Source organism: Pseudomonas sp. MWU16-30316, assembly GCF_020515645.1.
Classification (GTDB): Bacteria; Pseudomonadota; Gammaproteobacteria; order Pseudomonadales; family Pseudomonadaceae; genus Aquipseudomonas; species Aquipseudomonas cerasi.
Genome location: NZ_JAIZAZ010000005.1, coordinates 214,016 through 236,800, shown reverse-complemented (window position 1 = coordinate 236,800; position 22,785 = coordinate 214,016). Strand labels below are relative to the sequence as shown.

At 61.9% G+C, this 22,785-nt stretch carries 18 protein-coding genes; 15 read left to right on the top strand and 3 right to left on the bottom strand.

Annotated features, from left to right (window positions below; translation table 11 throughout):
• Positions 1–14 precede the first annotated feature (14 nt).
• The 8 genes from LCH65_RS17795 to LCH65_RS17760 are packed head-to-tail and all read left to right on the top strand — an operon-like array spanning position 15 to position 10,478.
• Complete coding sequence (locus tag LCH65_RS17795; protein ID WP_003435440.1) at positions 15–1,169, top strand: FAD-dependent oxidoreductase; 1,155 nt, start codon at positions 15–17, stop codon at positions 1,167–1,169.
• Positions 1,166–2,146, top strand: coding sequence for an ABC transporter substrate-binding protein (locus tag LCH65_RS17790; protein WP_003435439.1), 981 nt, complete (start codon positions 1,166–1,168; stop codon positions 2,144–2,146). The genes LCH65_RS17795 and LCH65_RS17790 overlap by 4 nt, the downstream gene beginning before the upstream one ends.
• Before the next feature lie 43 nt (positions 2,147–2,189).
• On the top strand, positions 2,190–3,509 hold the full coding sequence (locus tag LCH65_RS17785) for a SidA/IucD/PvdA family monooxygenase (RefSeq protein ID WP_003435436.1): 1,320 nt from the start codon (positions 2,190–2,192) through the stop codon (positions 3,507–3,509).
• Positions 3,510–3,514: 5 nt separating this feature from the next.
• Positions 3,515–5,698, top strand: a complete 2,184-nt coding sequence (gene sbnB / locus LCH65_RS17780; protein WP_083515836.1) for a 2,3-diaminopropionate biosynthesis protein SbnB — start codon at positions 3,515–3,517, stop codon at positions 5,696–5,698.
• Positions 5,698–7,446, top strand: a complete 1,749-nt coding sequence (locus LCH65_RS17775; protein ID WP_058416878.1) for an FAD/NAD(P)-binding domain-containing protein — start codon at positions 5,698–5,700, stop codon at positions 7,444–7,446. The genes sbnB and LCH65_RS17775 overlap by 1 nt, the downstream gene beginning before the upstream one ends.
• 15 nt (positions 7,447–7,461) lie before the next feature.
• Positions 7,462–8,106 carry a LysE family transporter gene (locus LCH65_RS17770; protein ID WP_054080959.1) on the top strand — a complete coding sequence of 215 codons (645 nt, stop codon included), beginning with the start codon at positions 7,462–7,464 and terminating at the stop codon, positions 8,104–8,106.
• Positions 8,107–8,130: 24 nt separating this feature from the next.
• Positions 8,131–9,285: an iron-containing alcohol dehydrogenase gene (locus LCH65_RS17765; protein WP_074806411.1), complete on the top strand. Its 1,155-nt coding sequence runs from the start codon at positions 8,131–8,133 to the stop codon at positions 9,283–9,285.
• A complete protein-coding gene (locus tag LCH65_RS17760; RefSeq protein ID WP_226439684.1) occupies positions 9,282–10,478 on the top strand; it encodes a serine hydrolase domain-containing protein in 1,197 nt (398 codons plus the stop codon). Before LCH65_RS17765 ends, LCH65_RS17760 begins: the two co-directional genes overlap by 4 nt.
• On the opposite strand, the gene ftrA is transcribed toward LCH65_RS17760, so the two are convergent.
• Positions 10,438–11,391, bottom strand: coding sequence for a transcriptional regulator FtrA (ftrA, locus tag LCH65_RS17755; RefSeq protein ID WP_003370777.1), 954 nt, complete (start codon positions 11,389–11,391; stop codon positions 10,438–10,440). The genes LCH65_RS17760 and ftrA overlap by 41 nt on opposite strands.
• A 142-nt stretch (positions 11,392–11,533) precedes the next feature.
• On the opposite strand from ftrA, the gene LCH65_RS17750 reads away from it, so the two are divergent.
• The 4 genes from LCH65_RS17750 to treS all read left to right on the top strand — a co-directional run bounded on the left by LCH65_RS17750 (position 11,534) and on the right by treS (position 15,462).
• Positions 11,534–12,139, top strand: coding sequence for a DJ-1/PfpI family protein (locus LCH65_RS17750; protein ID WP_003435425.1), 606 nt, complete (start codon positions 11,534–11,536; stop codon positions 12,137–12,139).
• 229 nt (positions 12,140–12,368) lie between these two features.
• Positions 12,369–12,668, top strand: a complete 300-nt coding sequence (locus LCH65_RS17745) for a LysR family transcriptional regulator (RefSeq protein ID WP_003370783.1) — start codon at positions 12,369–12,371, stop codon at positions 12,666–12,668.
• Entirely contained in the window at positions 12,665–13,234 is a 570-nt protein-coding gene (locus tag LCH65_RS17740) for a substrate-binding domain-containing protein (protein ID WP_248672394.1), read from the top strand. The genes LCH65_RS17745 and LCH65_RS17740 overlap by 4 nt, the downstream gene beginning before the upstream one ends.
• Positions 13,235–13,398: 164 nt before the next feature.
• Positions 13,399–15,462 carry a maltose alpha-D-glucosyltransferase gene (treS, locus tag LCH65_RS17735; RefSeq protein ID WP_058396881.1) on the top strand — a complete coding sequence of 688 codons (2,064 nt, stop codon included), beginning with the start codon at positions 13,399–13,401 and terminating at the stop codon, positions 15,460–15,462.
• A gap of 50 nt (positions 15,463–15,512) precedes the next feature.
• Here the strand turns inward: treS and LCH65_RS17730 are convergent, their stop codons facing one another.
• Entirely contained in the window at positions 15,513–17,276 is a 1,764-nt protein-coding gene (locus LCH65_RS17730) for a sigma-54-dependent Fis family transcriptional regulator (protein ID WP_032609751.1), read from the bottom strand.
• Between the two features lie 280 nt (positions 17,277–17,556).
• Here LCH65_RS17730 and LCH65_RS17725 point away from each other — a divergent pair, with 280 nt between their 5' ends.
• The 3 genes from LCH65_RS17725 (at position 17,557) to LCH65_RS17715 (ending at position 20,925) form a co-directional block, all read left to right on the top strand.
• A complete protein-coding gene (locus LCH65_RS17725) occupies positions 17,557–19,038 on the top strand; it encodes a benzaldehyde dehydrogenase (RefSeq protein WP_003435421.1) in 1,482 nt (493 codons plus the stop codon).
• 86 nt (positions 19,039–19,124) lie between these two features.
• A complete protein-coding gene (locus tag LCH65_RS17720) occupies positions 19,125–19,892 on the top strand; it encodes a coniferyl-alcohol dehydrogenase (RefSeq protein ID WP_003435416.1) in 768 nt (255 codons plus the stop codon).
• Between the two features lie 85 nt (positions 19,893–19,977).
• Positions 19,978–20,925, top strand: a complete 948-nt coding sequence (locus tag LCH65_RS17715) for a transporter (protein WP_003435410.1) — start codon at positions 19,978–19,980, stop codon at positions 20,923–20,925.
• A gap of 512 nt (positions 20,926–21,437) precedes the next feature.
• Here the strand turns inward: LCH65_RS17715 and mhpT are convergent.
• The gene (gene mhpT / locus LCH65_RS17710) at positions 21,438–22,658 is read right to left on the bottom strand and encodes a 3-(3-hydroxy-phenyl)propionate transporter MhpT (RefSeq protein ID WP_003435407.1); all 1,221 of its coding nucleotides are present in this window, start codon (positions 22,656–22,658) and stop codon (positions 21,438–21,440) included.
• Positions 22,659–22,785: the final 127 nt, after the last annotated feature.

Below are 22,785 nucleotides of genomic sequence, written 5' to 3'. Positions count from 1 at the left end.
ACGGATTCACGACAATGCTCATCGATTATGAGATAGCGGTCATTGGCGCCGGGATCACCGGCGCCAGTATCGCGGCGAAGCTGTGCAGCGCCGGTGTGTCGGTCGCGCTGATCGACAAGGGCGCAGCCGGCAGCCTGGGCGCAAGCGGCTATTCCGGCGGCCTGGTTCGCCTGTATGACAGCGATCCGCTGCTGATGGAGCTGGCGGCCTATTCCATCAGCCTGATGGACGACGGGGTTTTTGCGAGCACTTACGCCACTGCGTTGCGGCGTACCGGGGTGATTTACCGGGCGGCTACGGACCAGCTGGATAACCTGCACCGCGCCATCGACCAGTACGGCAGCGAACGCTACCCGATGCGCCTGCTGTCAGGTCACGAGCTCGATGGCCAGCGCTACCCGCACTGTCCGATGCTGGAACGCGTCAACCTGTTCGAGCCGCGCGCCTGCGTCGGCAATGTGCGCCAGGCCGTTGCTGCGCTGTGTCAGTCGGTGCGCCAGCAGGGCTTGCTGCTGGAGCACCGCGAGATCAAGTCCATCGACTGCCGTGCGCCCGACCTTGTGCACATCGACCTGGGCAGCGCCACGCTGCGTTGCCGGGCCGTGGTGGTCGCTGCCGGTGCCTGGAGCCAGCACCTGGTGCCGCACTCGGGGCTGGAAGCACGCTCGATTCCCCTGGCCCGGGTGTTGACCGAAGGCGACTGGTCAATGCCGGTGATTGATGCGGTGAGCCAGAGCTACGGCATACCGCTGACTCGGCATATCGTGCAGACCGGCTGTGGCGCGCGTGACAGCGGCCTGTGGCTCGAGCACCTTGCGCAGCCTGACGCACGGCATGCCGAGGACGCCTGCAAGCGCGTCGCCCAGTTGTGCGCCTCGGTCGGCAAGCCGCACGTGCTCGATGTGTTGCCCGGTTTCGACAGCTACAGCACCGACGGTCGGCCGATGCTGGGGTTCTGTGCCGAGCGCAGCCCGGTGTATCTGGCCGCAGGCATGTCCGGGCTGGGCTTCAAGTTTGCGCCCGGCGTGGCGCACATTGCTGTCGAGCAACTGCGCAGGCACCTGGCCGGAACGGAGCGCGCTTGCCCTGGCTGGTCGGCATTGTCGCCAGGCAGGTCGATGCCGGGCTTTTCAGTCCAAGGCCTCGCGCTGGCGAGCGTGCAGTCATGACGTCCTCGATCGAATCGCGCCTGCCGGGCTTGCGAGTCGGGGTCAGCGCTCTGTTCGACCCCGACGACACGCCGCATGCACGGACCTTCTTGAGGGCGCTGGCGGTGGCGCGCAATGGCATGCCGGGGCTCGAGCAGGTGCAGTGGCACTTTCTCGACGACGCTGCCGATGCCGTTCGCGGTGCCGATGTGGCCCGGCAAATGATCGACTGGAAGGCAGATCTGGTCATCGGTCATTTCTCTTCGGATGCCGCCGTCGCTGCCGCGCCGCTGTATCAGTATGCCGGCATTGCCCTGCTGACCCCCGCGGCGACGATCGATTGCCTGACCCTGGAGCATCACAACGTCTTTCGTTTCTGCCCCTCGGACCGGCAACTGGCGGCGGAGCTGGTCCGCTGGCTGGCGACTCGTCAGTGGCCGCGCGTGCATGTTCAGGCCGACGACAGTGCTCACGGTCGGGCCTTGTGCGTCGCCATCAGCGCGGCACTGGCCAGTGCCGATTTGCAACGTGTCGACGAGCTCGACCAGGCCGATGTCGAGGTGTTTGCCGGACGCCTCAACCCCAGTCGCGAGCACTGGCAAGCGCGGCGGCAAGCGGGCAGTACTCGACCGCTGGTGCTGACCGACGACGCTGCCTCGCCGTATCTGGGGCGCGCCGCAGCGCACGACAGTAACACCTTCGTGATCGGCTTCGGAGCCCCCGACAACGCCGAACATCGCTGTCAGGCCCAGGCACTGCACCGGTCGCTGTTCGCTGCCGAACCGCAGACCTACTTTCGCGAAAGCCTGCTGATGCTTTACGTGCTGGCCGAGGTGGCTCGCAGCGCTCTTCGCGCCGCACAACTGCCTGACGCACTTCGGCACAGCACCTTCAACACACCGCTGGGCGCGGTCAGCTTCGATCAGGGCGAGCTGCGCAACGCGACGACCTGCCTCTGGACGCCAGGCCCCACCGGGCTGAGCCGCATCACCCCATAGCACCCAAACACCGCTTTACACCAACTCTAAGGACAGGAACTTCATGGGTAACTCGACACCACACACCTTGCATTCGGACGCCGTCTGTATCGGCTTCGGTCCGGCCGGTATCGCGCTGGCCTGCGCGTTTGCCGATGCGCGGGAGGCCAATGACCCGCTGGGCGCGCTGTCCGTTCGCTATCTGGAGGCCGCGCAGGACAGCCAATGGCATCGCGAACTGCTGCTGGCCGGAACGGACATCAACCATCACGTATTTCGCGATCTGGTGACCCCGCGTAATCCACGCAGCCGCTTCTCGTTCGCCATGTACCTCAAGGAACACGGGAGAATGTTCGATTTCGGCCTGCTGGGCCGCCCGGCCAGTCGCCATGAATGGTCGGACTATCTGGCCTGGGTCGCCGCAGAGGTGGGCGGTCAGACCTGCTTCAACACGCCGGTCACAGGCATTGACCCGGTGCTGCGTCACGGACGCCTGCATGAACTACGCGTATGCACGCCGGATACCAGCTTCACGACGCGCAATGTCGTGCTGTCCAGCGGCAGTGCGCCGCGTATTCCGCACGCGTTCGAGGCGCTGATCGGCCCGACGCTGTTTCACACGTCGCAGTTTCTGAGCCGCCTGCAAGCCTTTGGCGAGCAGTTGCCCAAGCGCTGGCTGGTGCTCGGTTCGGGGCAGAGCGCCAGTGAATCGGTGCTGGAACTGGTCAACCGCGACCCCAACATCGAGGTGCATTCAGTGCATCGCTCGGCTGGTTTCAAACTCACCCAGTTGGGCCAGTTCCCCAACCGGGTATTCGCTCCGGATCACGTCGATTATTTCCATAGCCTGGACCCCGCGGCGCGGCAGCGTTTTCTCGACTGGAGCCGCTCGACCAATTACGCAGGGATTGATCCGGACGAAAGCCAGAAGCTGTTTTCGTTGATCTACGAAGACGCCATCGCTGGTCGCAAGCGCCTGCAGACCTACGCCTACAGCGTGATCAGCGCCATCGAGCGCGTCGCCGAGGGCTACCGGGTCGAGCTGACCGACACGTTCAGCCAGCGCACTCAGGTGCTGGAGGTCGACGCCGTGGTGCTCGGCACCGGGTATCAGCACTACCTGATACCCCCGTTGTTGAGTGGTTTGCAGCCATGGCTGCAGGCCGATGTCGACGGGGGGCTGCTCATCGATCGGGATTATCGGGTCGCCACTCAAGGCGAGTGTGACGTGAATATCTGGGTCAACGGTCTTTCCGAACGCAGTCACGGAATCAGTGACAGTCAGTCGTTTTCACTGATGGCGTTGCGCGCCGAGCGTATCGCCACGGCCCTTCAGGAGGTTGTAGCACCGGCCGCCGAACCCTTGCTGGCACAGTGGAAGTGAAGCCCATGTACAACTCTCTTTGCGAAATCGTTCACGATCAGACCTTCCTCAAGGTGACTGGCCTGGGGGCCGATTTTTTCCTGAAAATGGAATCACTCAACCCGGCAGGCTCGATCAAGCTCAAGACTGCCGTGGGGTTGATTAATGACCTTCAGGCGCGAGGGCTGCTGGGCCCGGACACGATTCTGATCGAGTCCTCATCGGGCAATCTCGGGGTGGCGCTGGCGATGATCTGCGCTGAACGGGGCATCCCGTTTACCTGCGTGGTCGACCCCAACAGTTCCAGCCACAACATCCGCATGATGCGCAGCTACGGCGCCGAGGTCATCCAGGTCGAAATCCCGGACGCCAACGGCGGCTTTCTCGGGACGCGCATCGAGATGATTCGTGAAAAAGTGGCCAGCGACCCGCGCTATGTCTGGCTCAATCAATACGAGAATGCGGCCAATCCGCGTGCCCATGCGCTAACCACAGCGCGTTCGATCAGCCAGCATTTCGGCCATGTGGATTATGTGTTCGTCGGTGCCGGGACCACTGGCACGCTGATGGGCTGTGTCCAGCATTTTCAGCGGCATCACCCGACCACCAGAATCATTGCCGTCGACAGCGTCGGTTCGGTGACCTTTGGCACTCCGGCCAGCCGTCGCTTCATACCGGGACTGGGCACCAGCCAGCATCCGCCAATCTTCAAGGCTGATGGTATTTACGCGCTGGAAATGGTCCCGGAATCCCGTACCGTCGCCATGTGCAGAATCCTGGCGCGCAGCAAGGGCCTGCTGGTCGGCGGGTCCACCGCAACGGTGATCGCTGCGGTGCATGCCTGGCGCGAGCGCATCGAGCCCGGTTCAGTGGTCGTGGCGTTATCGCCGGACTGGGGCGAGCGCTACCTGGATACTCTTTACGATGATCAGTGGGTCGAGCAGCGTTTTGGCCATGAAGTGCTGAGCATGACCTTGGCGGATCTTTCCTCATCAGAGGCTGTAACATCTCCGGGAAGCGTGAAAACGCCTTCGCGAGCAAGCTCGCTCCCACAGAATAGGTGTGTAAATGTCGTGCGCGCGCACGCGACGCGTTCTGGGACCGAGTTTGCTCGCGAAGACGGCGGTTCAGTCGCAGCGCCTTCGGGTGCAAGCGCGCTTGCGCGGGAGCAGAGTTCAACCTTCTGGCTGGCCGCCGAGCGGCTGAAGCAGTCGGCTTTCCATGTGGTCGACGGTGAGGTGGTTGCACGCCTGCTGGCGGCAGACCCGCTGGCCTGTATCGATGATGTTCAGACGGCGTATCTGGCCCATGAGGCTGGCCAGACCATCAATCCCGACAGTTACTTTCTGCGCTTTGCGCAAGCACCGGCCAATCGCATCATTGCCTTGCCCGCCAGCCTGTCGGGCGAGCAGCCGGTCAGTGGCATCAAATGGATTTCCAGCTTTCCGGGCAATATCGACACGGGCCTGCAGCGCGCCTCGGCAGTGCTGATCCTCAACGATCCACTGACCGGCTATGCCTTTGCCTGTCTGGAAGCCTCGCGCATCAGCGCCATGCGCACGGCAGCCTCGGCGGTGCTTGGGGCACGCTGGATGAACCGCCAGCAGCGTCATGTCGGACGAATGTCGTTCATCGGTGCCGGTTTCATTGCCCGCACCATCCTTGACATGTTCGTCAGCGATGGCTGGACGATGGAGGCCGTCAGCGTCTTCGATCAGCACCATGACTCGGCGCTGGCGCTGGTCGGGCATGCTGCCAGTCGCCATGGACTGCACAGCGAGCCGAGTGACCTGGTGACGTGCCTGCAAGCCGATGTGGTGGTGTTCGCCACTACCGCGCCAAGCCCTTATGTACTGGAACCGGTGTTTCAGCCGGGGCAACTGGTGCTGAACATCTCGTTGCGCGATCTGGGTCCGGAGGTCATTGCCCAGGCCAACAACATCCTCGATGACGTCGAACACTGTCTCAAGGCTCAGACCTCGCCTGACCTTGCCGTGCAGCAGTATCAGCATCGCTCGTTCATTACCGGGACGCTGGCACAGCTGATGACCGGGCAAGTGGAGCTGAGTCCGGACAAGGCTTCGATCTTTTCGCCGTTCGGGCTCGGCGTGCTGGACCTCGCCGTGGGGCAGCGGGTGTATCGCCAGGCGGTGGCCGAGGGCAGCGCTTTGCCGGTGCCGCAGTTCTTCTTTGAATCGGCGCGCTGGTGATGGCCATGCACACGCATACCTTCGCCATTATCGGCATGGGCTCACGCGGGTTGAGCATTCTGGAGCAGTTGATCGGCATGAGTCGCCAAGACGTGCAGCAACCGCTGCGTATCGAGGTGTTCGATCCGCAGCCGCCGGGCAGCGGGCTGCACCTTGCGCAGCAGCCGGATTACCTGATGCTCAACACCATGGCTGGTCAATTGTCAGCGTTTTCTTCGGCATTCCCGGCGTGCGAACCGCCAGGCCCGACCTTTTTGCAATGGTGCAGCCGTGAGGATGTACGCCTGGACGCGCGCGGTCATGTCAGCCTGGACGGGCAGGGCAGAGCGGTGGCATTTGGCGACTTCGTGCCGCGTGCATTGCTCGGGCGCTATTTGCAGGACAGTTACCGTTTCCTGCTGCAACGCTGCCCGGCGCATGTACAGGTGCGTCACCACGCCGAGCAGGTGCTGAGCGGCCAGCCAAGGTCACAAACGCCGGGTTTCCGGCTGCGCACCGGCAGCGTGGTAATGGATGTCGACGGCGTATTCCTCACCAGCGGACACGCACCTGAAAACCCCGCGCAGCAGGACGTCGGCGATTGCGTGGTCATCGAAGGCCTGGGACTCACGGCCATGGACACGCTGGCCCATCTGACTGAGGGGCGCGGCGGGCGCTACGTGCGCGATGGTGGCTTTGCCGGCTGGCGCTACCTGCCGTCCGGACGCGAGCCCAGGGTGCTGATGCATTCGCGTAGCGGATTGCCGTTTCATGCCAGGCCGCAATGGCATGCCTGCCGTCACGCCCCGTTGCCAAGGCTGTTTTTTACGGCCGATGCCATAGCCCGTTTGCGCGAGCAGAGGGAAGGCGGGCGGCTCGACTTTCGCGCCGATGTGCTGCCCCTGATCAAGGATGAGATGTGTGCCGTGTTTTATCAGGCCAGGGTCCGGATGGAGGCGCCTGGGCGATTGGACTCTGTTCAGCGCCTGCTGCGCGAGTCCATCACCAGATCGGCAGTGTTTGCCCGTCTGGCAGAGCAATGGGGTGCATTCGATCCTGAGCACTGGCTGAGCACTCAGACCTGGTCTGGCGCCGAAGACTCGTATGGACCGTGGTTTGTCGACTGGATCAAACGTGACCTGGCCCTGAGTCGGCTGGGCACCGCGCACAGCCCGATCTGTCAGGCGCTGGAGGTCTGGCGCGATTATCGCGACCTGTTGCGTCTGGTCGCTGATCGCAACGGCCTGACTGAATCCTCGACGCGGGAGTTCTATGGCGTATGGGCGGGGCTGAGCAATCGTCTGGTCGGTGGGCCGCAGAAGGAACGCCATGAGGACCTGCTGGCGCTGATCGAAGCCGGGGTCGTGACGCTCTTGCCGCCGATGAGTGACGTGCAGGAGCCGCATAACTGCCTGTCTGCCCGCGTTGCCCACAGCGGCGTGTCGGGCAGTCGTCAGGGGTTGATCAACGATCTGCGCGAGCGCGGGCTGATTCGCGCCGCCCATGCCTGGCCTGCCGATGGCATCGACACCGACGCAGCGGGCCGCGCAATCGGTCGCGACGGTGAGGTGCAGCAGCGGCTATGGGTTCTCGGGCCCGCCGTGGAAGGCTGCACGTTCTACAACCACTACTTACCGACACCTGACCCGAGCTGTCGCGCGCTGATCGAGGCGCGCCGGGCGGTCGAGTCCTGCCTGGATACGCTGACAAACACAACTTCAAGTGGCATCACATTTCAGTTGAACAAAGCCATTCAAGCCATTAATTAAAAAGGAATTATTGCCATGTACGAAATCACTTTGCTGACCGCTCTCGCTGGCGCGTTCATCGTGCTGATCATCAGCCCCGGTCCGAATTTTCTGGTAATCACCCAACTCTCGTTCAGCCAGTCGCGGCAGCAGGGTATCTGTGCCGGGCTGGGCGTGGCCTCGGGCAGCATTCTCTGGGCCTTGCTGGCCGCCACCGGGTTGGGGCTGGTATTCCAACAGTTGCCATGGCTGCAACCGACCCTGCAATTGCTTGGCAGTGCCTACCTCACCTGGCTCGGCAGCAAAAGCCTGCGCAGTGCCGGCAGCCAGCCCAAACCCAGGGACATCGCTGCGCTGGGCATTGGCAGTCTGAGCCGTGCCTATCGGTTCGGTCTGCTGACCAACCTGACCAATCCCAAGGCACTGGCGTTCTACACCAGCGTGTTCACCACCGTGACCACGCCAGGCATGCCGATGTGGGTGCGCACTGCAGGTGTGTCGATCATCGCGGTACTGGCGATTTCCTGGTTCGTGCTGCTCGCCACGCTGTTTTCGATACCTGCGGTACAGGCGCGCTATCAGCGCATGAAGAAGGCCATCGACATCGTCACCGGCCTTTTCATGATCGCTTTCGGCCTGCGCCTGCTGATCGGTTTGCTGCCTGCTGGCTTCATCCACTGAAATCATCTGTAAAGGAATACTTGAATGCATCGCAACGACTGGCACTACCCGACTTCCATCCGCGCAGGCGCAGGACGCGTCAACGAACTGGCCGACGCCTGCAGGGTGACCGGCATACAACGTCCGCTGCTGATCACCGACAGCTTTCTGGGCAGCACCGACATGATCGCCAGCGCCGTAGAGGACTGCCGCAGTCAGTTGGGCCACTGCGGCCTGTTTGACCGGGTCAAGGGCAACCCGACCGGCACCAACGTCGCCGAGGGGCTCCACGCTTATAGAACCGGTGGCTACGACGGTGTGATTGCGTTTGGCGGCGGCTCGGCGCTGGACGCCGCCAAGGCAGTCGCGCTGATGTCGGGCCAGACCCGCCCGTTATGGGATTTCGAAGACATCAACGACAACCACCTGCGCGCCGATCCGGCTGGCATTGCGCCGGTGATTGCGCTGCCGACGACGGCCGGGACCGGCTCTGAAGTCGGGCGTGCGTCAGTGATTACCGATGAACAGGCGCAGGTCAAACGCACCATCCTGCACATTCGCATGATGCCGCGCATCGCGATTCTGGATGCCACGCTGACACTCGACCTGCCTAGGCACCTGACCGCCGCCACCGGCGCCGATGCCTTGACCCACTGCATGGAGTCCTGGTGTTCGCCGGCCTGGCACCCGATGGCCGAAGCGGTTTCGGTCAAGGGCATGCAGATGATCAAGGCGTTTCTACCGCGTGTCGTCGCCGACGGGCAGGACCTTGAGGCGCGGCAGCAGATGCTGGTGGCCTCCAGCCTTGGCGCCGCTGCATTTCAGCGCGGTCTGGGCGGCGTACACGCGATCGCCCAGAGCCTTGGGGCGCTCTACGATCAGCATCACGGCTTGCTCAACGCAATCCTGCTGCCCTATGTACTGGAGGCCAATCGTTCGGTGCTGCAGACGCAAATGGACGATCTGGCGGTTTACCTGCGGTTGCCGTCGCCCGGCTTCTCCGGGGTGATGGACTGGCTGCTGACGCTGCGCGAGCAGATTGGCATTCCACATACGCTGAGCGAGATCGGCATCGATGATCGCGAAGCCGAGCGGGTCGGGCGGATGGCTTTCGTCGATGGCTGCTCGCACACCAACCCGATTCGCCATTCGGCGCAGGTCTACGCGCAGATTTTCAGCCGCGCTGTGAGGGGCGAGTGAACCATGGCCGCCCTGACGAGGCGGGCATACAGCGTCTTGACCAGGTCTGGCGGGGATTCGTCGAGCCGGGCCGGATCGTCGGCGGGGTGCTGTTGCTGGCTCGCCAGGGCCGTCTGGAATACGCCAGTGCATGCGGTTGGGCGGATCGCGAGCAGCAGATTCCGGTCACCCGCCACACGCGTTTTCGCCTGGCCTCACTGACCAAGCTGTTGACCTCGGTTGCGGTGTTGCGGCTCTGCGAACGGGGTGTGTTGGATCTGCAGGCTTCGGTGACTCATTGGTTGCCAGCCTTTCGACCGCATCTGGCCAATGGCCGCGAACCGTCCATCACGCTGCAGCACCTGCTGTCGCACACGTCGGGTTTGAGCTATGGCTTTGAGCAGGCGCCCGAGAATGCCTATCAGCGGGCCGGGGTGTCGGACGGGCTGGACCGGGTCCCGTTCGACCTGCAGGAAAATCTGACACGTTTGGCGCGTGTGCCCTTACTGTTCGAGCCCGGCAGCGCCTGGGGATATTCGCTGGCCACTGATGTGCTGGGTGCAGTGGTCGAACAGGCCACTGGCCTGAAGTTGTCAGAAGCCATCGATAAATGGGTCACCGTACCGTTGCGCATGCACGCGACCTCATTCAGGCACCTGCCGGAACATCCGCTGGCCAGCGCGTACAAGGACGGGCTCAGCGGCCCGCAGCGTATCGCCGACGAGGATGAGGTGCTGCTCGCCAGCGGCAAGGCGCAGCTGTCCGCAGCTCGCGTCTTTGACACCGGTGCGTATGAGTCGGGCGGTGCGGGAATGCTGGGCACGGCTGATGACTATCTTCGGCTGCTCGAATGCCTGCGTCTCGGTGGCGCGCCGCTATTGAGTGAAGCCAGTACCGCACGCTTGCTGGGCAATGCGATTGGCCAGACGAGCATCGCCAGCCGCGGACCCGGCTGGAGGTTCGGGCTGGGGCCGATGATTCTCACCGATCCAGTGCTCGCCGGGCAGCGGCAGGGCGCAGGGACCTGGTCATGGTGCGGCCTGTATGGCAGCCATTACTGGGTCGATCCGCATGCTGCGCTGAGCATGGTGGTCCTGACCAATACAGCGGTTGGCGGCGCGTGGGGCGAATTTGCCGACGCGATCGTCGATGCGCTTTACCCCGAGCCTGCGGTCAGGCCCGGGCGAATTGCTTGCGGTAGCTGCTCGGGCTGATGCCCACCAGATTGCGGAAGTGCCGGCGAAACGACTCTTCGGAGCCGAAGCCGGCGCGGTCCACCACTTCGTTCAGGCGTAATTTCGACGATTCCAGCAGTTCCTTGGCGTAGGCAATGCGCTCACCGAGCAACCAGTCGTAAGGCGTCAGCCCGGTGCTTTCCATGAAGCTGCGGTGCAAGGTGCGGGTACTGAGCGCCGCCCTGGAGGCCATCTCCTTGATGGTATGCGGGCGCTGCAAGTCGCTGCGAATCCAGTCCATCAGGTTGGAAATCGGCCCGTCGCTGGCCGATACCAGTTGCCGGGATGCGTATTGCGATTGTCCGCCTTCGCGATGAGGCGGGATGACCATGCGCTGCGCGACCATGTTGGCGACGCGCGAGCCGTGATCGTTGCGCACCAGGTGCAACATCATGTCCAGCCCGGCGGCCGAGCCTGCTGCGGTGACGATGCTGCCCTGATCCACATAGAGTTCGTTGGGCTGAATGGTCAGGCCAGGGTACATGGTGGCCAGCAGGTCGGTGTAGCGCCAGTGGGTCGTCACCTTGTGCCCGTCGAGCAGACCCGCCGCCGCCAGGACGAAGGCCCCGGTACAGATCGAGCAGATTCGCGCGCCGCGTGCATGAGCCGCCTGGAGCTGTTCGATGAGCCGTTGCGGAACCGCGGATTCCACCCCGCGCCAGCCCGGCACGATGATGGTGTCGGCGTTTTCCAGCAGCACCTCGCCGGGTGTCGGCACGATAGTGATGCCCCCGGCAGCGGTGATCGGTCCGTCGTCGACCGGGAAGGTCGCGAACTCGTACCAACTGACGCCCAACTCGGGTCTTTTCAGCGCAAAGACTTCCACCGTGCAGCCAAATTCGAAGGTGCACAGCTGGTTATAGATGAGTGCGACAACGAGATGATTTTTCATGGCGCGATGTTACCGGATATTGGCATTTCAGCCAGTAGTTTGGCGTGATGCTACTGAGTAATCTGCTCTGTGTCACCGCTGAAACCCGCTTAACCCTCACTATGATGCAAGTGGTCTGCCATGCAGGCCCTGGAGCCAACTCGTGCCACTCAATATCGGTATCTACGTTTATGACGACGTCGAGGTTCTCGACTTCGCTGGCCCCTATGAAGTGTTCACCACCGCAACCCGTATGCACGCTCGCAACAGCCGTGATGACCGGCAGTTGTTCAACGTATTCACCATCGGCCGCAGCACCGCGCCGGTGCGTGCCCGCGCCGGCCTCAAGGTCGATCCGGATTTCTCGATCAACGACCATCCGGCCGTCGACTGCCTGATCGTTCCGGGTGGCGTCGTGACCGCCGAACTGGAAAAACCCGACGTGATTCACTGGATCAGCGATCAGTCGGAGCCTGGCCGCGTGGTCGCTGCCGTGTGCACCGGTGCCTTCCTGCTGGCCAGGACCGGCAAGCTGGCCGGCAAGCAAGTGACCACGCATTGGGAAGACATCGACGACCTCAAGGAAATGTTCCCGTCGGTGGACGTGCTCAGCACGCTGCGCTGGGTCGATGAGGGCTCGTTCGTGACATCGGCAGGTATTTCTGCCGGTATCGACATGAGCCTGCACCTGGTCGAGCGCCTGCACAGCCGTGAACTGGCCGAACGCACGGCGCTGCAAATGGATTTCGACTGGACCGAGAACGACTGAGTCATCCAGTCGCGCTGCGGATACCCCTGAAGAGGCTATGTGCCCGAAATGTGCATAGCCAGCGCTTCAACGCGATAGCCAGCGTTCGCTTTACCCCCGCTTGAGACATTCATTCGAATGGCCGATAACCCGGCCAGATCGGTGTTTCGGCGGGGGTTTCCTGTATTCCCGAGCCTTTGGCTCAGCGGCAGGGCCGCACCCACCTTTGCAAAACCAGAGTGCAGGACACATGAAAACCCACTTCTTCAAAGTCGTTCAAACCGTTGCACAGCACGGTTCGTTCTCGGAGGCCGCCGCCATTCTGGGCTGCAGCCAGTCGAACATCAGCTATGCCATCAAGGAGGTCGAAGATTTTTTCGAAAAACGCCTGTTCATTCGCAGTCGCACAGGCTGCACGCTCACCCCTGAAGGCAAGGTCATCAGCCAGACCCTGGGAAATATCATGGCCACGCTCGAACAACTAAAAAAAATGGGGTCAGTGGTAGCGTCACCATTCATTATCACTCGCACATCCGCGAGACCGGCCTGAGTGCCTCGCTGGACTTTCTCGCCCATCATTACCCCGATATCCATCTGAACGTGCTGCACCGCAGCGAGCAGAATCCGTCGCTGGACGCATTGATAAAGGGCGTGGCCGATATCCTCATCCTGCCGGCTACTGTGCTGGACGAGCATTATCTCGAACACCATTGCTGGTCGGACCATTACGTACTGGTAGCGGCGCGAAGCAAGCAGGGCGCGGCGCAGTGTTTCGCCGAGCTTGCGCAGGTGTCGCGCTATGTGGCCTGGCGGCATCCTGGGATGGAGCGCCTGCACCAGCAACTGGCATCGGCACAGCTACGGCTCAGCCAACGCGGCGAGCTCAGTTGCCTGGACACGCTGCTGGACCTGGTCGCCAAGCGCCATTGCATCTCGATTGTGCCCAGCGCGTTGTTGAGCGGGCGGCTTCGCGAGCTGGAATCTATCCCGCTGCCGCTGACCGTGAGACGCCAGATCAGCGTCGTGGCGCGGCCTGCTTCATTGTTGTCCAACGCCGCCAATGCCGTGGTTCAGGCACTCAAGAAACCACCGGCCTCGAACACTCGGCCTGATTGACGGAGGTGTCGCAAAACGTTGTCACAGTGCCCTTAACGAGCGTTTGACCGCGACATGAATGCAACGAATCGGGCCGGCAAGGCTCATATCCGTAAGCAATACATTCAGGACGCTCCGCATGCGGGGCGTCTCAGGTCGCCGATTCGAGAGGAAGACTGAACGCTATGACGATACCGGACAAGCAATACGTGGACTGGCTGGTCGAGCAATCGATGCTTAACGCCGCAAGACAGCGCGCCAAGACCTATTCGGGGCAGGGCAGGCTCTGGCAGCGTCCTTTCGCCCTTGCGCGTCCCAGAGACGCCTCCGCTATCGCCTCGGTCTGGTTTACCGCCTACCCGGCCTCCATCGTCACCCGTGAAGGTGGCTCGGTGCTTGAAGCACTGGGTGATGAAACGCTGTGGCATGCACTGTCGGAAATCGGCATTCAGGGCATTCATAACGGCCCGCTCAAGCTCTCCGGCGGACTGAAGGGGCGTGAGCGCACGCCGAGCATCGATGGCAACTTCGACCGCATCAGTTTCGGCATCGACCCGGACCTGGGTACCGAAGCACAACTGTTGAGCCTGTCGCGCATCGCCGCAGCGCACAACGCGGTGATCATCGATGACATCATTCCGTCGCACACCGGCAAGGGCGCAGACTTCCGCCTGGCCGAGATGGCGTACGAGGATTATCCCGGTTTGTTCCACATGGTCGAGATCCGTGAGGAAGACTGGCAGCTGTTGCCTGAAGTGCCAGCCGGCCGCGATGCGGTCAACCTGATGCCCGATGTGGTGGATCAGCTGCGCGACAAGCACTACATCGTCGGCCAGCTGCAACGGGTGATCTTCTTCGAGCCAGGGGTCAAGGAAACCGACTGGAGCGCCACCGACGTGGTACACGGCGTCGACGGCAAGGCCCGCCGCTGGGTCTACCTGCATTACTTCAAGGACGGCCAGCCCTCCTTGAACTGGCTGGACCCCAGCTTTGCCGCGCAGCAGATGATCATCGGTGACGCGCTGCATGCCATCGATGTCATGGGCGCCCGGGTGTTACGTCTGGACGCCAACGGCTTCCTTGGCGTCGAACGTCGCGCCGAAGGCACCGCCTGGTCGGAAAGCCATCCGCTGTCGATCACCGGCAACCAGCTTCTGGCTGGTGCGATCCGCAAGGCGGGCGGCTTCAGCTTCCAGGAGCTGAACCTGACCATCGATGACATTGCCTCCATGGGGCAGGGTGGCGCGGATCTGTCCTACGACTTCATTACCCGGCCGGCCTATCAGCACGCGCTGCTGACCGGCACCACCGAATTCCTGCGCCTGATGCTGCGTCAGGTGCATGCCTATGGCATCGATCCGGCATCGTTGATCCATGCCCTGCAGAACCACGACGAGCTGACCCTGGAACTGGTGCACTTCTGGACGCTGCACGCTCACGACACCTTCCATTACCAGGGCCAGACGTTCCCGGGCAACATCCTGCGCGAGCACATCCGTGAGGAAATGTACGAGAAACTGTCCGGCGAACACGCGCCATACAACCTCAAGTTCGTCACCAACGGCGTCTCTTGCACCACAGCGAGCATCATCACTGCTGCGCTGGGCATTCGTGACCTGAGCACCATTACCGATGCCGACATTCAGCAGATCCAGCACATTCACCTGCTGCTGGTGATGTACAACGCCATGCAGCCGGGCGTATTTGCCCTGTCGGGCTGGGACCTTGTCGGTGCGTTGACGCTGCCGGCCGAGCAGGTCGACCACCTGATGCAGGATGGCGACACGCGCTGGGTTCATCGTGGCGCCTACGATCTGGTCGATCTGGACCCCGAAGCCGAGTTTTCTGCGGGTGACATGCCGCGTCCCAAGACGCTTTACGGCAGCCTGGTCAGTCAGCTTCAGCGACCTGATTCGTTTGCCTCGCAGCTCAAGAAAATTCTTGCTGTGCGCCGTGCCTATGACATCGCGGCAAGCCGTCAGATTCTGATTCCGGATGTCGAGCATCCAGGGCTGCTGGTCATGGTCCATGAACTGCCGGCTGGTAAGGGCACGCAGATCACTGCGCTCAATTTCAGCGCCGAGACGATCGTCGAAACGCTGCAACTGCCCGGTATTGCGCCAGGTCCGGTGGTCGACATCATCAACGAGCGTGTCGAAGGCGATTTGACCGAGCAGGGCGAGTTCACTATCACCCTGGACGCCTACGAAGGGCTGGCCCTGCGTGTGGTCAGCGCCTTGCCACTGTAAGGTGTAACGCGCAGCCGGATCGGCTGCGCGTTACCGCTGAGTCAGGCTGTTCAGGGCTGACGCTTTTTCAGGCGGTAGGCAAACTGGGCGCGACTCAGGCCCAGCAAGCGCGAGGCGGCCGCCAGGTTGCCTTCGCTCTTGTCCAGCGCCTCCTGGATCAGGCGCTGTTCAAGGTCGTCGATGGAGAACGCCTGATCCGACTGATTAAGGGAGTCCAGCAGGGAGGTAGCAGGTGCCTGCTGTGCGCTCGCAGCCGATGCCTGACGCAGCGCGCCATGGTGATTCAGCGAATAGGCGTCCCGTGGTAACGACTCGTTGCGGAAAATATGCACCAGATCGATGGCCTGGCCTTCATCGCTGGCGATCAGGCCGCGCTCGATCAGATTCTGCAATTCGCGCACGTTCCCGGCAAAGTCATAGCCCAGCAGGGTTTTCAATGCGCGCATGGTCAATCCGGCCGGCGTCCTGCCGTACTCCTGACAGAAGCGCTTGAGAAAGAAGTTGATCAGCAGCGGGATGTCATCGCGGCGCTCGCGCAATGGCGGCAGGGCGATCGGGTAGACGTTGAGGCGATAGAACAGGTCTTCGCGGAAATCGCCATCGGCCACCGCCTTACGCAGGTCGACGTTGGTCGCCGCCACCACTCGCACGTTGACCTTGATACCGTGCCCACCCCCGACGCGCTCGATCTCCCGCTCCTGCAAGGCGCGCAGCAGCTTGCTTTGCCCGGCAAGGCTCAGGGAGGTGATCTCATCCAGGAACAGCGTGCCACCGTTGGCGCGTTCGAAACGCCCGGCTCTGGAGTGCGTGGCCCCGGTATAAGCCCCTCGCTCCACGCCGAACAGCTCGGCCTCGATGAGGTTGTCGGGGATGGCTGCGCAATTGAGTGCCACAAACGGGCCTTCGCGGTTGCGGCTGAGCTGGTGCAACTGGCGGGCGAACATCTCCTTGCCGACCCCGGACTCGCCGCTGATCAAGACGGTTGCCGGGGTCATCGCCACCCGTTGCAGCGCCTGCGTGGCCGCATTGAAGGCAGCGCTTGCGCCGACCAGCGGCTGGTTGCTGCCGGTCGGCGGGCTTGCTTCATAGCTCGCCGCAGGCACCGGTGCGCTGTGCACGGGTGCAGGGGGTTTGACTGCTCTCAGGTAGCTCAGGTCGCGTTCGACATCGCCCCATTGTTCCGAGGTCTTGCCGACCACGCGGCAGCTCGCATGCCCCATGCCACGGCATTCCACTTCGCGGAAAACCACCATCTGTCCGAACAGGCCGCTGACAAAACCGATGGCGTAGCCGATTTCGGTCCAGCACACCGGATCCTGGCCGATGCCGTACGCCGCGACATGCTCATCGGCTTCGCAGGAGTTATGCCAGAGAAACTCGCCCTCGTAAAACCCCGACTCGGCGTCGAATTTGAAGTGCACCGGCTCGACCTTGGTCATGCCTTCCAGGGTATGCAAGTGCGTACCGGCACGAAACGCCGACGAAGCGTCAGCCATTGGCCAGCGTTCGCGAATCAATCGGGCGTCCCGTGCGCCAGACAGATACCCGGCTCGGGTGAACATCCCGCGCGCCTGCTCCTGGCCCAGACGTTCGATGATTTCGCGGCGCAGCGTGCCGAACGATGAGGTGTGCAGCAGCAACATCCGCTGGTCGTTGAGCCAGATGCGCCCATCGTCAGGCGAGAAGAACAGGCAACTGGTCAACTCCTCGGGGGTTGGCGAATCACCTGAATGCATCTGACTGCTGTCGCCGCGAGGCGCGAAATGTTCGGTGGGAACGCTGTGATCGGGCAACTCACAGTGGGGATTATCCATCGTTGTACCTCGGCCGGGTGATGGTCGAAATGATCAAATCATGGCTTGATTAATAAACATAACTTCATCAAATGAACAAGCGGGTCCGCGTAGAGTTTCCGCCTGAGGGGGCTCGACGCTTCAGCGTGGTCGTCGAAAACCCTTGTTCTAAAGCGGTTGAGTGATGACATGATGGTCGGATGACAATCCCGGCACAGGCTTTGCTCTGACGTACGTACGGCGCATGCTTCCCGTGGCAAATGGGGCAGGCGATTACAACCATAAAAGCCGGAGTCTTAATATGTCAGCGTCTGATGGCACCCCTCTGTTGCAACGCGCGATTGAAGCCGAATGTGTTTTCAATGGCGACTGGATTCCTTCCTCGTCTCCCTCATTGCCCGTCATCGAGCCTGCGACCGGCGAGCTGTTGATGAACACAGCCATGGCCGATGCTGCGGACATCGCGGTTGCCTGCCGTGAGGCCGCGCTGGCTCAACCTGCCTGGGCGGCGCTGGGGCCGCGTGAAAAGGCTGACATATTTCTCCTCGCCGCCGATCACGCGGTTTGTGCGTTCGATGAACTGGCGCTGTATGTCGCCCGCGAGACCGGCGGCAGCCTGCAAAAGGGCCAGCACGAAGTGAACGAGACCATCGTGTTGTTGCGTCAGGCGGCGGGCATGCTGTCGCAGGCTCATGGTCATGGCCTGATACTGCCCAGTCAGGCCGGTCGTCTGTCCTACGCGCGGCGTGTTGCGCACGGTGTGGTGGGAGTGATTTCGCCATTCAATTTTCCCCTGGTGCTGTCCCTGCGCTCGGTCGCTCCGGCGCTGGCTGCCGGCAATGCCGTGGTGCTCAAACCCGATCCGCAGACACCCATCAGCGGCGGTTTCCTGATCGCCCGGCTGTTCGAGGAAGCCGGTCTGCCCAAAGGGCTGCTGCACGTGCTGCCGGGTTCTGCCGATGCCGGCGAAGCGCTGTGCCGCGACACCAATGTGCAGATGATCACCTTCACCGGCTCGACCGGGGCCGGACGCAAGGTTGCCGAAGCGGCGGGCCGCAACCTGAAGAAAGTGTCGCTGGAGCTGGGCGGCAAGAATCCGCTGGTGATTCTCGAAGACGCCGACCTTGATCTGGCCGCCAGCAATGCGGCGTTCGGTGCCTGGCTGCACCAGGGGCAGATCTGCATGGCCACCGGGTTGATCCTGGTGCACGAATCCATCGCTGCCGAGCTGACCCGCAAGCTGGCGGACAAGGCGCGGGCGCTGACGGTGGGTAATGCGGCACGCGGTGAGGCTGCTCTGGGGCCGCTGATCAACAAACGGCAGTTGCAGCACGTGCATCAGGTGGTCAGTGACAGCCTGCAGGCCGGTGCGCGACTGGAAACCGGTGGCGAGTATGAAGGCCTGTTCTATCGCCCGACGGTGCTCAGCGGCGTGAAACCCGGTATGCGCGCATTCGAGGAAGAGATTTTTGGCCCGGTGGCGGTTGTGGTCAGCTTTTCCACGGACGAGGAAGCCATCGAACTGGCCAACCGTTCCGAGTATGGCCTGGCAGCTGCGGTGATCTCCCCGGACATCGGCCGCGCGACGGCGATTGGCGACCGGCTCAGGTGCGGCATGTTGCACATCAACGATCAGACGGTGGCCGATGAGTGTGTCAATTCGTTCGGCGGGCGCGGTGCGTCGGGCAACGGCAGCAGCGCTGGCAGCCCCTCGGACTGGGATGAATACAGCCAATGGCAGTGGGTCACGGTGAAGAACCAGGCGCCGGCCTACCCATTCTGAGTCTGACTGACATTCCATGCTTCATCGCAACAGGTGATGTGATTCAACGGCAAGACGTGATCCAACAACAATAAGAGCGCGTGACTATGAACCTGAATAACAAAACACTGATCGTGACTGGTGTGTCATCCGGCATCGGCGCTGAGCTGGCACGTGTGGCACGCTTCCAGGGTGCCCGAGTGATCGGCATCGATCGTCATGAACCGCAATTGACCGTAGACAGTTTTTTCCAGGCGGACCTGGCCGATCCAAAGAATATCGATGCGTTGATCGAGCGCTTGCCCAAGCAGATCGACGGCCTGTGCAACATCGCCGGTGTACCTGGCACAGCGCCCGTTCAGGCGGTCGCCCAGGTCAATTACCTCGGGCTGCGCCACCTGACCCAACGCCTGCTGCCGCGCATTTCACCGGGCGGCAGTATCGTCAACATAGCGTCGATACTCGGCTCGCAGTGGCCGGAAAGGCTGGAGTTGCACAAGGCGTTGGCCGCCACTGAAAGCTACAGCGCAGGGCAGGAGTGGCTGGCGGCCAATCCGGTTGCCCATGAAACCTGCTATCAGTATTTCAAGGAAGCGTTGATCGTCTGGAGTTTCAAGCAGTCGCAGGAATGGTTTCGCGATCATTCTGTGCGCGTCAACTGCGTCGCACCGGGGCCGGTGTTCACACCGATTCTGGGAGACTTTGTCAGCATGGTTGGCCAGGAGCGGGTAGCCCGCGATGGCCTGCACATGAAACGTCCTGCGTTGGCCGATGAGGTGGCCGAGGTGATTGCGTTTCTGTGCTCCGACGCCTCGCGCTGGATCAACGGCGTCAACTTGCCCATAGATGGAGGGTTGGCCGCTTCCTACGTGTAATGGCTGCACGTGTTGCAACCCCGGCGACGCGTTCGTGGCGTCGGGGGCACTTGAAAACAACAACAATAAGTACAGGAATCACAAGATGCCCAAGTCTGTCTTGCGTACCGTTGCGACCGTATCATTCATCGCCTTGTCCTCGACTGCATACGCCTATGACTTGCCCGGCCTCAATCTGGGCAACACCAGCTTCTACGACGGATCCCCGGCGCCTGCGGGTCCGGGCTGGTATCTGGAGGAGTATCTGAACTATGCCAAGGCCAATCGTTTCAATGACGTGAATGGCGACAAACTGCAACTTCCCAAACAGGATGTGGATGTATTGGCGGTGACCACGCAGATCATCTACGTCGGTCAGCCAATGGCCAATGGTGCCATGCCGGGTATTACCGCAATCAACACGTCGCTGGCACATGTCGACGTGGATGACGGCCTGGGCAACACCGCCCTGAGTTCGCGTGCCGGTTTCGGTGATTTGGTCATCGGTCCGTTTCTGCAACTGCCGACGATCACCCATGCCGATGGCAGCCCGCTGCTGACCCAGCGTGTCGAGGCGGACATTGCGATTCCGGTCGGCGCTTATGATCGCAATCGCTCGATCAACCCGGGCAGTAATTTCTGGTCGTTCAACCCTTACTACGCCGCGACTTACTGGTTCTCGCCGAAATGGTCGGCCAGCGGGCGTTTCATGTATTTGTGGAACGGCAAGAATGATGACCCGCAAGCCGGATTCGGCAATGCTTCCGACACGCAGGCAGGGCAGGCTCTGCATGCCAACCTGACTCTGCAATACGCAGTCAACGAGCAACTTTCGCTGGGGCTCAACGGTTACTGGCTCAAGCAGTTCACCGACACTCAGGTGGACGGCCATGATGTCAGTGGTCGCAAGGAAAAGGTCTGGGCTATCGGCCCGGGCCTGCTGTATGCCTTCAACAAGGAGAACGTGCTGACGGTCAATAGCTACTTCGAACAGGGCGCGGAAAACCGCACCGAAGGCAACAAGCTGGTGCTGAATTTTCTGCACAAGCTTTAAGGCATTGGAATTTTTTGACTATCGTTCCTCACGCTCCGCATGGGAATGCAGTTCGTGACGCTCTGCGTCACACGAGGGTTCTGCGATGTCAGGTGGATTGAGGTTCGGCTCAGGTCACCTTTTCGCCCCTCGGCGAGTTGCTGATCCGGGGGTAGCCTGGCAGGACGCCAGGCTAGCCGCACCGGGCCATGGATGGCCCGTTGCGGCGACGCCCGGATCAGTGTCAGGGTGAAGGAACCCGACGAAGTCGGGCCGGAAACAGGAGCGAGGGGCTTTGGTTACTTTGGCCCCATCTCAGTGCCAGGACTCAGCCGTCACTAACGTCGCACTCTGCGTCGACAGTGCCATCGCGATCAAAAAAGCAGCCTGAGATCTAAAACAAATCTCACTTAACCCCCAGAACGATGTGAAACGGATTGCTCATTGTTATACATAAATCCGCTTTTGATTCTAGCCGGAGGCCGTGGGAGTGGACCGGGCGACGCTTCGCTTGTTCGCGAAGAGGGCCTTGATCAGCTCGACCCTGCAGCCTTGAGCTCACGCTGCTCGACGGCGGCTGACCTGGACAGCACTGTAATCGCCGCCAGTGCGGCAATCACCAAGCCTGGCGAGGTGGCCAGCAGTACGCCGGCGGTTCCAGCGCCAGCGCCCAGCAGTTGTCCGGCCGCCAGCGGGCCGGCAACCGAACCGAGACGGCCGATGGCTACTGCAGCACCCACACCTGTGGCGCGTACCGAGGTCGGGTAGGACGGCGGGGCCAGCGCATACAGCACCAACTGCGCGGCGATGACAAACACCCCGGCTGCAAACCCGGCAATGGCCATCGGTACGATACCGACCGACAGACCCACGCCTGCCAGCGCTGCTAGCAAGCCGGCATAGACGAACAGCACGACCTTGATGCCATTGCAGCGATCAAGCAACAACCCGCCCAACAGCGAGCCCAGTGCGCCGCCGATATTGAACAACATCTGCACCATGCCCGCCTGCGGTTTGCTGAAGCCCTGACCGATCAGCAGTGAAGGCAGCCAGTTGAGCAGCATGTACATCACGGTCAGGGTGAAGAAGTAGCCGAGCCACAACGCCAGCGTGGTGCGAGCCCGGCCTTCGCCGAACAACGCAGTGGCGCTTGAATGCCGAACGCTGTCAGCATTGGTCTGCTGTTTGAAAGCGCTGGACTCAGGCAGCAACAGGATCATCAGCGGAGCCACCAACAGCGGCACCAGACCACCGATGATGAACGTGGTTTGCCAGTGCTCGCTGGTGAACATGGCGACGACCGCCGCCAAGGCACCGCCCAGTGGAACACCTGCGTACATGACGCTGATAGCCAGGCCGCGGTGACGTTCGCTTGCAGCTTCTGCACACAGGGCAATCAGGTTGGGCAAGGCCGCCCCCAGACCCAGGCCTGTCATGAAGCGCACCAGCAACAGGCCGGAAAAGCTTTCGACATACGCAGTGCTCAGCGAAAAGACCCCGAACAGCAGCACTGCGCTAACCAGAATCTTCTTGCGGCCGATGCGATCGGCAATCCACCCGCCAAAGAACGCCCCAGGCAGCAGCCCGATGATCCCGGCGCTGAACACCCAGCCCATCATTTTTGGATCAAGGGCGAAGGTCTGGCGCAACCCGGCGGCGGCCGTTCCGGCAGCCTGCAGGTCGAAACCCTCGATGAGCGCAACGATAAAACACAAGACAATGGTCAGCGTCGATCGACGTAATGGACTGTTCATGGCAAGCCTCATTGTTGTTTTTGTTGTGGAGAAAAGCCTGTTCCCGAGCGCCAATCGAGGCGTTGTGACAGGTCGTTATCAAGGTAACAAAAATAACTAAAAAGTGAATCTGACTGGAAGAGTGATA